14 protein-coding genes are annotated in these 15,223 nt (G+C 48.4%); 13 read left to right on the forward strand and 1 reads right to left on the reverse strand.

Annotation, left to right across the window (positions count from 1 at the left end; all coding sequences use genetic code 11):
- Positions 1-6: 6 nt before the first annotated feature.
- The 10 genes from ADS79_RS08055 to ADS79_RS08100 all read left to right on the forward strand — a co-directional run bounded on the left by ADS79_RS08055 (position 7) and on the right by ADS79_RS08100 (position 10,849).
- The gene (locus ADS79_RS08055) at positions 7-1,881 is read left to right on the forward strand and encodes a bifunctional metallophosphatase/5'-nucleotidase (protein ID WP_049737885.1); all 1,875 of its coding nucleotides are present in this window, start codon (positions 7-9) and stop codon (positions 1,879-1,881) included.
- Positions 1,882-1,997: 116 nt separating this feature from the next.
- On the forward strand, positions 1,998-2,327 hold the full coding sequence (locus tag ADS79_RS08060; protein WP_049737886.1) for a PadR family transcriptional regulator: 330 nt from the start codon (positions 1,998-2,000) through the stop codon (positions 2,325-2,327).
- Positions 2,314-2,865, forward strand: coding sequence for an HAAS signaling domain-containing protein (locus ADS79_RS08065; protein ID WP_049737887.1), 552 nt, complete (start codon positions 2,314-2,316; stop codon positions 2,863-2,865). The genes ADS79_RS08060 and ADS79_RS08065 overlap by 14 nt, the downstream gene beginning before the upstream one ends.
- A gap of 1 nt (position 2,866) precedes the next feature.
- Positions 2,867-3,715, forward strand: a complete 849-nt coding sequence (locus tag ADS79_RS08070; protein ID WP_049737888.1) for a DUF4097 family beta strand repeat-containing protein — start codon at positions 2,867-2,869, stop codon at positions 3,713-3,715.
- 141 nt (positions 3,716-3,856) lie between these two features.
- Positions 3,857-4,894: a uroporphyrinogen decarboxylase gene (hemE, locus tag ADS79_RS08075; protein WP_049737889.1), complete on the forward strand. Its 1,038-nt coding sequence runs from the start codon at positions 3,857-3,859 to the stop codon at positions 4,892-4,894.
- An 18-nt stretch (positions 4,895-4,912) separates the two neighbouring features.
- The gene (gene hemH, locus ADS79_RS08080) at positions 4,913-5,845 is read left to right on the forward strand and encodes a ferrochelatase (protein ID WP_049737890.1); all 933 of its coding nucleotides are present in this window, start codon (positions 4,913-4,915) and stop codon (positions 5,843-5,845) included.
- A 13-nt stretch (positions 5,846-5,858) separates the two neighbouring features.
- The gene (gene hemY / locus ADS79_RS08085; RefSeq protein WP_049737891.1) at positions 5,859-7,268 is read left to right on the forward strand and encodes a protoporphyrinogen oxidase; all 1,410 of its coding nucleotides are present in this window, start codon (positions 5,859-5,861) and stop codon (positions 7,266-7,268) included.
- A gap of 90 nt (positions 7,269-7,358) precedes the next feature.
- A complete protein-coding gene (locus ADS79_RS08090) occupies positions 7,359-8,855 on the forward strand; it encodes a LysM peptidoglycan-binding domain-containing protein (RefSeq protein ID WP_049737892.1) in 1,497 nt (498 codons plus the stop codon).
- Positions 8,856-8,868: 13 nt separating this feature from the next.
- On the forward strand, positions 8,869-9,867 hold the full coding sequence (locus ADS79_RS08095) for a phosphotransferase (protein WP_049737893.1): 999 nt from the start codon (positions 8,869-8,871) through the stop codon (positions 9,865-9,867).
- Positions 9,854-10,849: a protein kinase family protein gene (locus ADS79_RS08100; RefSeq protein WP_049737894.1), complete on the forward strand. Its 996-nt coding sequence runs from the start codon at positions 9,854-9,856 to the stop codon at positions 10,847-10,849. Before ADS79_RS08095 ends, ADS79_RS08100 begins: the two co-directional genes overlap by 14 nt.
- A gap of 124 nt (positions 10,850-10,973) precedes the next feature.
- On the opposite strand, the gene ADS79_RS08105 is transcribed toward ADS79_RS08100, so the two are convergent.
- Positions 10,974-11,156 carry a hypothetical protein gene (locus ADS79_RS08105; RefSeq protein ID WP_049737895.1) on the reverse strand — a complete coding sequence of 61 codons (183 nt, stop codon included), beginning with the start codon at positions 11,154-11,156 and terminating at the stop codon, positions 10,974-10,976.
- Between the two features lie 157 nt (positions 11,157-11,313).
- On the opposite strand from ADS79_RS08105, the gene ADS79_RS35970 reads away from it, so the two are divergent.
- The 3 genes from ADS79_RS35970 to ADS79_RS08120 all read left to right on the forward strand — a co-directional run bounded on the left by ADS79_RS35970 (position 11,314) and on the right by ADS79_RS08120 (position 15,155).
- The gene (locus ADS79_RS35970; protein ID WP_236699912.1) at positions 11,314-13,416 is read left to right on the forward strand and encodes a PP2C family protein-serine/threonine phosphatase; all 2,103 of its coding nucleotides are present in this window, start codon (positions 11,314-11,316) and stop codon (positions 13,414-13,416) included.
- 67 nt (positions 13,417-13,483) lie between these two features.
- Positions 13,484-14,719 (forward strand): ATP-binding protein, encoded by a 1,236-nt coding sequence (locus tag ADS79_RS08115; protein WP_049737896.1) that lies wholly within the window; start codon positions 13,484-13,486, stop codon positions 14,717-14,719.
- A 112-nt stretch (positions 14,720-14,831) separates the two neighbouring features.
- Positions 14,832-15,155 carry an STAS domain-containing protein gene (locus ADS79_RS08120; RefSeq protein WP_049737897.1) on the forward strand — a complete coding sequence of 108 codons (324 nt, stop codon included), beginning with the start codon at positions 14,832-14,834 and terminating at the stop codon, positions 15,153-15,155.
- Positions 15,156-15,223 lie beyond the last annotated feature (68 nt).

Raw genomic sequence — 15,223 nt, forward strand, 5'->3', positions numbered from 1 at the left:
TTCTACATGAAAAAGGCTCGTCGCATTACGATGACGGCGTTTGCATCGGTTGTCTTTGCCTCCCTGATGGCAGGCTCTGCATTTGCTGCACCGCTTCACCCGGTAAACCACGCTGATTGGATGGTAAAAAAATCCATTATTTCTGCTGGCCAAAATGGTGATCTGGCGTTGGACCGTGCAGTAAACCTGGCTGAGGTTGCAGTTGTATTCTCTAAATTGAAAGATGCGAAAGTCGGCGCTGCAGCAGCTGGTGCGCACTGGTCAACTCCTTACTTTGACTGGGCAAAATCCCAAGGGGTTCTGACTCAAGACGATTATAAAAACCCAATACAAGCTGTATCCTCTGCAAAATTGACGCAAATGGCTGCGAAGCTGGGCTACAAGCTCGCTTTGGAAAACAAAGCAACCGTAACTCGCGGTGAGTTCTTCCAGGCATTGGGCGATGCTGCGACTACACATGTAACGATTGCTCACACAAATGATACACATGGACATATCCAGGAAGATAAAGGCCAAAAAGAGTTCGGTTTTGCAAAAATTGCTACCTTGCTCAAGGAATGGCGCGCGGAAAACGACAACTTCCTCTTGCTGGATGCGGGTGACACGTTCCAAGGAACGGTATTCGTTAACCAATTCAAGGGAGAATCAGTTGTTCCAATCCTCAACAGCTTGAACTACAACGTAATGGCAGCTGGAAACCATGAGTTCGATTTCGGCTTCGAGCAACTGCTCAAGCTGCGTGACATGCTGAAGCACCCAGTCATTTCCGCTAACGTGTTCAAAGCGGACGGCAAAGAACTGTTGGTGCCTACCTTCAAAGCTGAAATTGGCGGCAAAAAGTTCGCTTTCGTTGGCTTTGTAGCAGAAGATACGCCAGTTTTGACTCACCCGGACAACGTGAAAGGTCTTACTTTCAAAAGCCCGGTTGAAGTCGCCAAAACAGTCGTTCCTGAACTGAAAAAAGAAGTGGATCACGTGATTGTTGTTTCCCACATCGGTGTGGATGTAGACCGTGAAATCGCAAAAAACGTACCAGGCATCGACCTGATCGTGGGCGGACACTCTCATACACCGCTGACAACACCTGAGCTCGTAAACGGAACGTACATCGTACAAGACTGGGAATACGGTAAGTCTCTGGGACGTGCGGACTTGTACTACCTCGGCAAAGAGCTGGTTGCATTCAGTGGCGGTCTGAAAGAGTACGATGAAAATGTTGTGGCTGATCCTGATGTGGACAAAATGGTTCAAGAGATCGTAAAACAAATCGACTCTGTGATGAATGTGGTAATCGCGAAGTCTGAGGTTCCACTTGATGGTGATCGTACGCTTGTTCGTGCAAAAGAAACAAACATCGGTAACCTCATCACTGATATCATGCTTGAGCGCACAAAGTCCATCAAAGGCTATGAAGCAGATGTGGCACTGGCAAACGGTGGCGGAATCCGCACACAGCTGGATGCAGGCGACATCACGAAGAAAAACCTGTACACACTGTTGCCATTTGAAAACAATACCCTTTCCGTAGTGGAAGTAACCGGTGAAGAGCTGAAGCAAGCACTGGAAAACGGTGTGAGTCAAGTGGGAACAGGTGCTGGACGCTTCCCACAAATCAGTGGCATGAGCTTTACTTACAACGCATCGAAGCCAGTAGGAGAGCGCGTGCTGGAAGTAAAAGTAGCTGGACAGCCACTAGATTTGGCGAAAAAATATAAAGTAGCTACCATCGACTTCCTGGCAGCAGGTGGAGACGGTTATGAATCCTTCAAAAAACCATTCTTCAACACTGGCTTGTCCATGTACAGCATCGTTGAAGAAGGCTTGATCAAGCGCAAAGTGGTCAATCCAAAAGTAGAAGGCCGCATTGTAGAAGTGAAGTAAGTGTTGCCAAAAAGGACAGGGGCGAAAAGCAAGCTTGGCCCCCTGTCTTTTCCTTTCATAAAGTACCTTGCAATATATAGTAGCTGTTTGGTAAGCTTTTACATGGGTGATACATATTGAATGTTCAGTTTAAAAAAGGTGTGCTGGAGCTGTGTGTGCTCGTTCTGGCAGCGAACCATGACCGTTATGGCTATGAATTAGTTGACAGTATTTCGGAGAAGTTTCATATCGCCGAAGGTACCGTTTACCCCTTACTCCGACGCTTGACTCAGGAAGGCTTTTTTACCACTTACCTGAAAGAATCGCAAGAAGGACCACCACGCAAGTATTACCAGTTAACTGAGCAGGGACGTCGATATATGAACGATCTGATTTTGGAATGGCGCATTTTCAATCGCGGTGTCAATCAGATCATTAAGGAGGGACTCGGGTATGACGAGGCGTGAGTTTATGGATGAATTAGGTCTACTGCTCGGTGGGTTGCCCGATAAAGAGCGGTTGGATATACTGGCGGACTATACCGAGCACTTCCTGATGGGAATGAAGCAAGGGAAAACCGAGCAGGAGATTGCCGAGAGCCTGGGCAGTCCCAGATTGCTGGCAAGAGAACTGCTCGCTGGTTACCGAATTGACCAGGCCGAGTCAAATGCCAGTGTGGGAAACATGACCAGGGCAATCATTGCTACGATTAGCCTAGGATTTTTTAATGTGATTTTCGTTCTTGGACCACTGATGGGGTTAATCGGCATACTAATGGCATTCTATGCTGTTACGCTCTCTCTTCTGGTGGCACCATTCGGGGTATATCTGCAATACGGGGTTCCTGCTCCATCACATGAGCGTCTGCTGCTCCTGTTTGGCTGTCTGACCTCCATAGGACTGGGTGGCATGCTTGGAGTGGGCTTGCTGCGCTTGACGAAGTGGCTTTACCGTCAATTTTTGCGGTACCTCCAATTCAATGTGCAGCTAATCAGGGGGAAATGAAATGAAGCATTGGGGAAAAAAGATATTTGGAATTAGTCTGTTATTGTTTCTGCTAGGCGCTTCTGGACTTGTTTGGATGTTTACAAAACAGGACTATTTTTCTTTTTCATTGGCGCAAGTAAATGAGGAACGAACCATTCAGGAAGCGTTCACGTCTGTGGATGTGGCGACCGGCACAGTGGATGTAGTCATTACCCCAAGTTCATTACCCACGGCAAGTGTACGTCTGGTTGGGGAAGCAAGCGACCAGCAGATGGAGCGCATGCAATTTGCAAGCAAGGTGCTGCCGGATGGTACGTTAAAAGTAGATGTGAATGAAAAGCTCCACGTCAATTTGTTTTTCCCGGTGAGTGGCAGGCTTCAGCTCGAACTGTATTTGCCTGAGAAAGACTATGAAAAATTGGCGCTGAACACGGCGACAGGCGATATCAAAGCATCAAAGCTGAGCGTAAAGAAGACGAACATTGTATCCAGCACGGGAGATGTCGAGCTGGATGGGCTGTCGGGAGAATCACTGGATATTCAAACGGATACGGGAGATATGAAGCTCTCAGGAATTCGTTCTGCCGTACAGATTCAAACGACTACCGGGGAGATCGATTCGCTGCTCCTCCCAGAGCTTGTGCACAACGTCTCGATTGAAAGCGAAACAGGAGATATTCGCATAAAGGTCGATCAAGAGCCAGCAGCAGCAAATCTTGATTTGTCGACAGAAACCGGCTCTATCAAGACTTCATGGAAGACACTTTCTTATGAGCTGAAAAGCGAAAAAAAAGTAACAGGCTCCATCGGCACTGGCGGTCCAACTGTGAATGTCAGGACAACTACGGGTGATATCCGCATTCAATAGGAGAAGTTTGGAAAGACTGATGGTTAGGATTGGAAACATGAGAAACGAAAAGATTTTGACACAATAGGTCCCGTTTTAGGGGAGGGGCCAATGGTATCATAATTATTGGGATAGATTATTGTGCAAGGAGAGGTTTATTTCATGACCGCAAAACCATTTAACGATACTTTTTTGAAAGCGTGCAGAGGGGAAGCCACGGATCATGTGCCGGTGTGGTACATGCGCCAAGCCGGTCGCTATCAGCCGGAATACCGTGCTATTCGTGCGAAGCATAGCTTTTTTGAAATGAATTACATACCAGAAGTTTGCGCAGAAGTAACTCGCTTGCCTGTAGAACAGCTCGGGGTGGACGCTGCAATCCTGTTTGCCGATATCATGACACCGTTGAAGCCGATTGGCGTAGATGTGAATATCGAGTCTGGCATTGGCCCGGTCATCGCAAATCCGATCGAGTCCCTGTCTGATGTACAGAAGCTGGAAGATCTGGACCCGGAAACGCATGTTCCGTACATTTTGGAATCGATCAAGATATTGCGTGAGACGCTTTCGGTTCCGCTCATCGGTTTTGCAGGTGCACCGTTTACCCTTGCGAGCTACATGATTGAGGGCGGACCTTCCAAGCACTATCATAAGACAAAAGCGTTTATGTATACCGAGCCTGCAGCATGGCAAGCGCTGATGGACAAACTTGGCGATCTGACCATTACGTATTTGAAAGCCCAAATTAAAGCAGGTGCACAAGCTGTACAGGTATTTGATTCCTGGGTAGGGGCACTCAATGATGAGGATTATCGCGAGTTTATTACGCCAGTGATGACACGCATCTTCAATGCTTTGAAGGATACGGATGTACCGACCATCTATTTTGGAATCGGGGCAGGCCATTTGCTCATGGATTGGAACCGTTTACCTGTAGATGTAGTGGGGCTGGACTGGCGGACGTCGATCACGACAGCAAGAGATATGGGCGTAACCAAAACGCTGCAAGGAAACCTTGATCCGACCTTGCTTCTCGCTCCATGGGAGAAGCTCGAATCCAAAGCAAAAGAGATTTTAGACGAAGGAACGAATCAGCCAGGCTTCATCTTTAATCTCGGCCATGGTGTATTCCCGGATGCTAAGGTAGAAACGCTGCAAAAGCTAACTTCGTTCATCCATAGCTACAAGCGCAACGCGTAATTTCGGAGGTGCAAGAAAATGTCCAAACAAAAGACAGGGCTCTTGTTGATGGCGTATGGCACGCCGCGAAGTCGTGAAGAGATCGAGCCTTACTATACTCACATTCGTAGAGGACGCAAGCCTCCACAGGAACTGTTGGATGATTTGACCGAGCGCTACGAAGCAGTAGGTGGAGTGAACCGCTTTGCCGAAATTACGGACGAGCAGGTAAGTGCGCTGGAGCGGGAAATGAACGAGCGCTACCCTGACCGCGAGTTTGTCTGTTATTTGGGACTCAAGCACATCGCCCCGTTTGTAGAAGATGCAGTCGATCAGATGAAAAAAGACGGGATCACAGAAGCAATCAGCTTGGTGCTTGCGCCACATTACTCCAGCTATAGTGTCAAAGAATACAATGGACGCGCCAAGGAGCATTCAGAATCTGTGAATGGCCCTGTTATCCATAGCATTGAAAGCTGGTACAAAGAGCCAGGCTTCATTTCGTATTGGGTCAATGCCATCGAGGACACGTTTGCTTCGATGTCTGCCGAGGATCGTGAGCACGCAGTTGTTATTTTTTCTGCGCATAGTTTGCCTGAAAAAATCCTCAAGTCAGGTGATCCATATCCGACGCAGCTGGAAGAAACGGCAAAGCTGATTGCGGAAGAAGCGGGTGTTGCTCATTTTGCGATTGGCTGGCAAAGTGCAGGAAATACGCCAGAGCCTTGGATCGGACCCGATGTGCAGGATTTGACGAGAGAGCTTCATGCCAAGCATGGCTACAAAGCCTATGTCTATTGCCCGGTCGGTTTTATTGCTGAGCATTTAGAGGTCTTATACGATAATGATATGGAATGCAAAGCAGTGACGGATGAGCTGGGCGCCCATTATTATCGCCCTTCGATGCCAAATGCCAGACCTGCTTTTATCTCCTGTCTGGCTGATGCTGTCGAGAAGAAGCTGGCGAACTAGGGGATCGAATCAGATGAATGAGAAAACCTACCATATTACGATTGTTGGCGGCGGTATCACCGGATTGACCGCCGCTTTTTACTTACAGCGGGAAATCGAAGCAAAAGGCCTTCCGATTCGCTTTCAATTAATTGAGGAGCAGGATCGTCTGGGAGGAAAGATCAAGACGTGGCGACATGAAGGCTTTGTCATTGAGCAAGGGCCAGACTCCTTTTTGGAGCGCAAAACAAGTGCGGCACAGCTCGCAGCCGATCTGGGGCAAAAAGATGACTTGGTGCGCAATAGTACAGGTCAAGCGTACATTTGGCACAAAGACAAGCTAGTAGCCATTCCTGAGGGAGCTGTTATGGGGGTTCCGACGAGACTCATGCCGTTTGTGAGCACGGACCTGATTTCGTGGCCGGGAAAAATTCGCGCTGCAGCAGATCTGATTCTTCCTGCAACAGAAGGGAATAAAGACATCTCCGTCGGTGATTTTTTCCGTCGCCGCTTGGGTGATGAGGTTATCGAAAACCTGATCCAGCCTCTTCTCTCTGGAGTCTATTCGGGAGACATCGACAAGCTCAGTCTGCTTGCAAGCTTTCCACAATTCGCCCAGCTCGAAAAACAACATCGCAGCCTGATTCTGGCGATGAAGCACTCTCGTCCGCAATCTAGCGGTCAAGGGAAGCCGAAGGGCATTTTTCTGACGCTAAAAAATGGCTTGGAGTCGCTGGTTGAGGGAATCGAAAAAAGCTTGCCGGCTTCAAGCATTCAAAAAGAGACCGGTGTCCAGGAGCTGCTGAAAAAAGAGGACGGCGGCTATACGCTTGTTCTCAAAAATGGACAGCAGATTGAGACAGATGCTGTTCTGTTTACGGTGCCGCATGCCGTAGCTGAACCGCTCCTGCGTCCTTATGCATCCGTCCCGTCCTTGCCACAGGCGAAACCGCATATGGTCGCCACAATCGCTATGGCATTCGGTGAGAACGCAGTCGATGTTGGAATGGAAGGGACCGGATTTATTGTGCCCCGTCATTCTGGAGCCAAAATTACGGCTTGTACATGGGCGCACCGAAAATGGCCGCATACGACACCGGCAAACAAAGTGCTTCTGCGCAGCTTTGTGGGCAAGGCAGGCGAGCAGTCATTTATGCAGCAGACGGATGAAGAGGTGCTGGACGTAGTGCTCCACGATTTGCGCAAAATCATGAGCATTCCGAAGCAACCGGATTTTTATAAAGTGACGCGCCTTCAGAATGCCATTCCGTATGTGGTCGGTCATCTGGATTGGGTGCGGGACGTCAAGAGTAAAATTCAGTCGAGCTTGCCTGGGGTCTTGCTTGCTGGCGCCTCTTACAGTGGTGTTGGCGTGCCGGATTGTATTGACCAAGGAAAAAAAGCCGTATCAGAACTGATCGCAACAGTTGGACCGGGGAGGTAAACCCCGGTTTTTCCTTTTTTCGGGTGCTAAACGGCTCGTCCTGTCCATATAGTATAGGGAAATGTCCTGCACCTGAAAGGAGGAGCACGAATGGCGTTACAGGATGGACTGCTCTCGTTTGCCATCAAGGAGACCATTTTCCTCTCATCCGATAAAGCTGGAATAGGCGAATTGCAAGAGCTGGAATTGGTTCCTGATGTAGAGGTATTGGAAAATGAAAACTACATCTCGATTACCGGTTGCTTGCAATTATTCGGCAAGTACGAGCCAATCAGAGAGGTCGCTGAGGCAAATAGCGGCGGAACGGAAACTCTGGTTGAAGCGATGACGTTTTCGCCGTTTCGCCAAGAGGCTACAGAGGAAGGGTATTACGGCTGGGAGGAGCAGATTGGACATCGAATTCCGCTAAACATCACAATTCCATTGGAGAGAATTGCGGAAATCGGCGATATTTACGCAATTGTAGACAGCTTTGATTACAGGCTGGAATCTCCACACCAAATGTTGATTGATGCTGAATTGAAGATCATGGGGATCGCTTTTGCCGAGCAAGCACAAGAGCAGGAGCAAGAACAAGAATATCAGGTACAGCCCCAGCTGTATTACCAAAATGAAGCGGAGGAAGCTCCTGAAGAGGCATGGGAATATTCTCATATAGCGGCTGATGAGCCTGAGTCTTATGTTGAACCCGCTTCACTCGATGAGATTGAACAAAAATTGAGCGAGCTGGAAAATGAGATGGAGCGTCAGTCTATGCCATCCTCTTATGAATCGGCAGAATCTCCATCTCTATACGACGCACCTGCTCTCTCCACGTCCTACCCGGGGGAATATGCGCTGCAAAGCTATGGAGAAATCACGGAAGAAGCGGCGAGAGAGTCTCAGGAGGCGTGGGTAGCAGAATCTTCTGCCTATGAATCAGCAGGGGATGACTCTCCCTCCTATGAAGCGCAGGCAATGGATGCGGAGCAGCATGAGCAATGGACAAATGTGAGAACGCAAAACGAGGAACAGGATGAGCCGGTGCTTGCCATTCATGAACAGGAGCAAGAGCCACTCGATTTCACACCTGTAGCTAGTGATCAGCCTGAATCCACAGAGGTAGCCGAAGTCGCCGAAACGACCGAAACTGTTGAAGCTGAAGCAGTCAATGAGGACGTTCAGGTTGACGCAGAGCCTGTTATTGCCGAGGTGGAAGAAGAGGAAGAAATTGAAGTGCGCGTAGCCATTTCAGGCAAAGCTTCGCGAGAAGAAGCCGGAAATGTGAACATTACCTCGATCTTTTCACAGGCAACCCGGTCGAAGCAGGAGGCGATGGCGCAAGAAGCGGAATCATCAAGCTCCTCTCGTAGAGGAATGGCATCCTCTGCAGCTCCAGCTACATCGGAAGCGATGCAAAATCTCACTTCATTTGTCAAAAGCAAGGAAGAGCGCTCCAGTACACTGAAAATGTGCATTATCCAGCGTGATGAGACCTTGGAGCATATCTCTCAACGCTATTCCTTGCCGGTTTCCAAGATCGTGGAAGTAAACAGGTTGGCTACCGAGCAACTTGTCGCCGGACAAATCCTGTACATTCCACAATAAGGAGTGTGGGACCGTGGACAAGATCGACATTTCTGAAGTATGTCAGCATTATCGAGCGCGCGTGATTCGTGTCACGCCGCTCGATGACTGTTATTTGGTTGAAACAAACCGCGGTCCGAAAGAGCTGCATGTCTGGCCACGTGTCGATGTGATGCGCTGGTCGTTTGCGTGGCGAGAACGGTTGGCCGGTCAAGGCTTTCGCGAGCTGGAAAGGTTTATCCGCACTCGTGAAGCCAAGCCGTATCTCGTTGTAGGCAAACGCGGAGTTACGATGACCGATCATCTCAGGCATATTGAAGCGTGCTCGCCTGGAGAAGATTTTGCCAGACAAAGTGGTCGCGTCGTGGGCATGATGCATTTGTCACAGCAGGAGAGTCCCATACTGGCGGGAGACGATTATTTGAAGCAGGAGCAGATGAACGCCGAAGCAAAGTGGGCACAAGCCAAAGCTGTAGTCGAGTCGTATCGGGCAAGATACGGCAAGGAAAAAGGGGAAAAACGCTGGGTGGCAGAATTGATGACTCCGCTTTTGCAACGAATGGAGCGGTCAGCATTGATGCTCTCCCATGAGAGTATTACCCCAGACGCCATCAATGTCGCCCATCGGGATTTGCTGCGCGATAATTGGGGAATGGTGAATGGCAAGCTGTATTTACGGGGATTTTTTCGGCCGCAGCTATCCATTCAGCAACGAGATGTTGCCAGTTTTTTGCGCGACCTGTACTTAACCCATAAGGATATACGGCAGGTACATGCATTCCTGGACGGATATGAGGAAGTAAAGCCGCTTCAGTATTCGGATTATACACTCATGCTTGCTTTTATGGCCAGGCCGCGGGAAGTGTGGAAGAGTGTGGAGTCGTATGTAAAACGTGTCTCCCGCAATAAGGAGGTGTCAGCAGCAAGTATTGAACAGGCCTTGCAAAGCCAGCAGGCGGTAGATCAATTGCTGCATCATATTGCTGATCGGGCCGAGCGATCAAGGAGTGTGGGAGTAGATGAGCCGCTTTGACGACATTTTTCCATTGTTTCGGGAGTATGACATGTTTGCGCAATCGATCGATGTGATCAAGGAACCGAATGTATTTAAAGCAGCAACTCCATATGGCTCGTATGTTTGCAAGCGATCAAAGGCTTCTGGCCAACGTCTGCTTTTTATCAGTGATGTGCTCCGTGAAGTGCAGCATCGTGGTTGGGATGGGGCTGTCCCATTTCTCTATACCAAGTTTGATGATCCGTATGTAGAAATAGGAAATCAAGCCTACTATTTGACAGCTTGGCAGCAGGGAAGCGAGCAATGGGCAAACGAGCCACTTGCTTGGGCCACCCCGATGGTGGAGCGGTTGGCAGAATTGCATCATTTGACGCAAAACTACAAATTTGATGATCCCAGGCAGGTAGAGCCGTTAATCGACGCTTTATTGAATCGCTGGCAATATTGGCAAAATCAAATGGAAAAAGCAGCGACAGTAGCACAAGAGCGTCCTTATCAATCTCCGTTTGATCTTGTTTTTCTTGCAAATAAGGCTTTCATAGCAGAAATGGCAGAGACAGCTACCATTCTGTTAACAGATTGGCGGGAGCGGCATGAGACACACGCCCATTTCCGGTTGTCGCTGATTCACGGTTATCCGCACCCTGCCCACATCGTTCCAGATCGTTCGGGCAAAGGCAAGCTGCTAAATTTCGAGCGTGCTGCCTTCGATACGCCGATACGTGACCTGACCTTATTTTATCGGACCTACTTTCAAATGGCCGGGGATGAGGTCGGTGCAACCCAGCTGTTTCATCGTTATACAGGAATTTTTCCCTTGCGTCCCGAGGAGATCGAGCTGCTCGCGTCGTTTCTCTCTTACCCGGAGCGAATTATGCGCGATACGGATATTTATTACAACAATCGTCGTGAGTGGAGTGAGTTATACGCGGTGAAACGTTTTGAAAAAAATATGGACCGCCTGATGCGCCTGCATCGCTGGGTCCAGCAAGCTTTTTAGAGAGCAACGTCTCACCGCGTGGGGCGTTGTTTTTTTGTTCGGATACGCAGTTCACAAATGCTGATCTGGTATGCTTGCAGACATGGCTTCGCCAAAAGATATGGAGTAGCCTGATTTTTAACGCTCATAACCACTCTAAAACGATAGCGACGTAGATCACGGCGAGCAGCCCTAGCAACACTACATCAAAGGAAGTGGGAAACAGGATCGTACGAACAAATTGAAAAACAATTAAAGGGAGCAACACTTGCTTGCAGCCATACTTGATTCGCAAATAAGTGGGATTGTACTTCCAGCGGAAATTCATCCAGATCACCTCATTTCAGCATATGCGCAGCATCCTATGACAGTGCCTATAACGTCGGTATGTGGTGACATTTCTTGGGGAGAAGGTTTGAAGGATCGTACAAAAGGGAAGGTAAATGGGCAGATAGGCCAGGACTTATATATAAAGGTGATACAAAATGATTTGGGAAGCATTGTTATACGGTCTGGGTAGCGGCGGGGGTGTGTACATCGCGCTCTTATCGAATAAATGGAAGAAAACAAAGCAGTGGGAAGATGTCTCTTTTTTGCAAGGAATCGGGCTGGTAGCCTGGTGTATCGGGAGCGTACTTGCGCTGTCTCCTGTGTGGTGGATGCAAAAATTAAGCCTGCCCGTATCCTTGATCACCTATGCTTCGTTTCTCAGGTCGTTGCACGTATTTCCGCTTGCTACACACGCCACCTCTGGGCGCTGGAAAATGATTATCGACACGTTGGCATTGGTTGTTACTTTCGCGTTGATGGTTGTTATCCATGATCTCACTTATCAAGCAGAGGGTCACTCCCCAGCGATGATGTATTGGCAGGGGGGTTTTTACTTGCTATTGCCAGCCTTTAGTATCTTCCTCATCATTCGACAACTGCAGGGGACTGCACGATTAAAACGAGAAAGGCTGCTTCTCTCGACAATCCTGTTTATTGCCGTTACGATGATGACTCCGATGGTTCCTTCTTCTGTCCTGATATGGTGTGTGTTGGTTTCGTTCGTCTGCTTGTTTTTTGCCCATCGTGGGTTGGGACAGCAGCAAATCCTTCACATTGCCAAAACCGAATACCGCTATTTATTTGAACGGCAGAAATTTGGCAAGCAGGATGCAATCATCTCGCAGTTTATGTTGCTTTCCATCACTTTCGCACTGGTCGGCATTCCGCAAATCCCTTATTATGGTAGAGTGGGTTTGGGAGCGGGTATATTGTTCGGGCTGGTTCGCGTCTACTTGACAACTCGGGAAAATCGTATCCTGATGAATCAAACATTAGTGGCAGCCAGCCACCTGGAGCAAAAATATGAAAACCAACTAGAACAAATTCAATTGCAGAACAAAAAGTTGTCACAGGTTCTGGGATTGAAGCAAAATTACGAGTACCTCCTATTGGCGAGCAACGAGCAAAGCTTGCGGGAAGTAAACTATGAGACGCTTCAGCAGGTGATCGAAGAACTGGTAGATACGTGGTTTGCGAGAATGGATACGCTCACGTTTTTTCAGCTTTCTCTGGAGTCTAAGAGTGGCGAGGTTTATTTTCGATTGGAGCGAGGCAGCAGAGGTTATTCTGGCAGCCTGCATCACGTCAACACGCGCATGATCGTGTCAGAGCAGCGAGATACTGCGCTGGTGCCAAGGTACGTGTCACTGTTCGCACAAACATCAGTAGTCGATCAAGGTCATGCAGAGCTGGACCATTCCTTTTTTCAAGTGCTGCTGGTTAATGTGAGAGGGCTGATCTTGCGCTGCTTGCACGAGCATCAGGCGCTGGAGCTGGGTGTGATGGAAACAGAGATGGGGCTGGCAAGGCGCATACAATCGATGCTTATCCCCAAAGAAGAGTTAATCATAAAAGGTCTTCGGGCACGTACCGTCTACGCGCCGATTACTTATGTTGGTGGCGATTATGTTGATTATATTCGGATCGATGATCGTTATGTTTGTTTTATCGTAGCGGATGTTTCTGGACACGGACTGCCAGCTAGCTTATTGGCAACAGGCATTTCGAGTGCGGCAAGAGCTGTTTTGCAGACAAGCTGGTCCCCTGATGTGATTCTCGAAAGGTTAAACCAGTTGCTGTACGAAAATTTATCGAAAACCCGCTTATTTATCACAATGATGGTTGCCTGCTACGATAGCTATGAGCATAAGCTGCTTTTGAGCCGTGCAGGTCATCCCAAGCCGCTGTATTTATCCACCACCAGACAATCTGTTTTGGACTGTCGTGGAGGTGTGGGCCTGGGGCTTTTGCCTGATAGCACTTATCCGCTTGAGGAAGTACTCTTAAAAGAAGACGCTATGCTACTCATTTATACAGATGGACTCGTAAACACGGGAAGAAAAGATGCGTTTCACTACCTGCAGCAATGGTTGGGAGGATTATCAGCACTATTGGATGATCCTGGGAATACAAACGATGAGGTCATTGATCGGGTAGAATCCTATGTATGGGGAATGACCCGAAGAGAGAAGCAAATAGATGATATATCTGTGTTGATTCTTCAATTTCAGTCTGACCCTCACACGAAAGTCCAATAGCTACCGGAATATTAGGATATCCGATAGGAATCCAGCGAAAAAACGTCAATGAACAGGAGGATGAACGGTGATTCTGTGTGAGCAGTGTCCGGACAACCCTGATTGTCGTAATTGCCTGGATGCTCTGCGCTCAGGAGGTTCTGCGCAAAAAGTGCTTCCGTCTAGATCGGTACATGTAACCAATCTTGCAACGAAAGAGACAACGGTAGCGCAGCTGCATGCAGTTAGTCGGACGGCAATCGGATTGTATAGTAAAGAGCAGTCATTGCATGGACGTATGGAAGTAGAGCTGGCCCCAGATTTCCGTATTATTGGGAGTGGGCTGCGGGGAATCGCAGGTGTCCCTTACTACGTTATTGATATAGAAAAAGTGTTGCGGCGAGAGGAAGTGCTGGAGCGGCTCCTGCTGGATGAGTTTCATAATTGGCACATGAGCGACGAATTGAACCCGATCGACGTCTTGCCGGATTGGAAGGAACGAGATGACAAGCGTGGCCGTTTGATCAAGCAAGAGCTGCAAAAGCTGTCCATTTTGCGACGGATCGAAACGATTTTTCTCTATCTCTATGATCAAGGAAGTATTCGTCCGATTAGCTCAAATCGGGCAGATCGAGATATCGAGCGAGAGATGAAGCGTCTGGTAGAAGCATCAGATGCGGGGGCCTCGGTGAGAGAACAACTGATGTCAGCGGACGGGAAAAAGGTTTTTGAAGTGTACGCTTCTCCATTGCCTGACCAAACGAGTGGAATCGCTCTTATTGACGTTACATCGGCGATCATGGAAGAACGGAAGCGCAGAAGACGCGAATGGGAAATTTACCGAGACATTTTGGCAGTCGTCACCAAAGAAAAGCTTCTTTTACTAAGTGATGAGGAACTGTTTTTCCTGCTTCGCGAGGGTCATAAATCGTTGGCGATGGATTTACGTGCTCCTGAAGAGCTTGCGGAATTGCGACGTTCTTTTAAGCGCGTATTAGAGCCTGTCGGCATTTCTGACAAGCGGCTGTTGCAATTTATGGTAGCCGTGAACGAAGCTGCCTCGAATACGCTCAAGCATGGCACCGGGGGAACGATTACTTTGCATATTTCGGCGGATAAGAGGCTGTGCAGAGCTGTCATCCATGATACAGGATCGGGAATCGTTTTGGAGGACTTGCCGCGGGCTACGCTTCAACAGGGCTTTTCTACGCGACATTCGCTTGGAGCAGGGTTTCAGGTGATGCTGCAATATTGTGATCGAGTATACCTCGGAAGCTCGCTTGCAGGGACTAAATTAATTCTGGAATGCTCGATTGACACATAAAGGAAATTTCAAGAATGTGTCAAATGTTTGTAAATGAACAAGAGCGGGTACTATAGTTAGTAGAGAAGGAAGTACGTCAATTGTACCGATACCTTTTGAGAGGAGTTAGAGCATGGACTACCGAGCAACAGAGACAAACGGGCAGGCTACGTTGTTTTTCGCCGGGGAGTTGGACATGGCTGTAGGTGATCAAGTAGGTGCGTTGATCCAACAGTATGGAGGGCGAAATCAAACCGTTACTGTCGATTTTCAAGGTGTCTCCTTCGTAGATTCTTCCGGTATTGGCAGTCTTTTTTTTACAACAAAAGAATTGCTTGCTCTGGGCAAACAAGTGGAAATTGTTAATGTTCGCGAAGAAATACTGGACATACTAAGTGTACTTGGCTTTACGGAAGCATTGGGCATCAGTGTTGGGAAAGCAGAAAAAACCGGGTGAAACCGGGTTTGACGCATAACGGACTGATTGTATATAATAACGTAGAGTTAAGTTGTCAACTACATATC

This window comes from Brevibacillus reuszeri, from assembly GCF_001187725.1.
Classification (GTDB): Bacteria; Bacillota; Bacilli; order Brevibacillales; family Brevibacillaceae; genus Brevibacillus; species Brevibacillus reuszeri.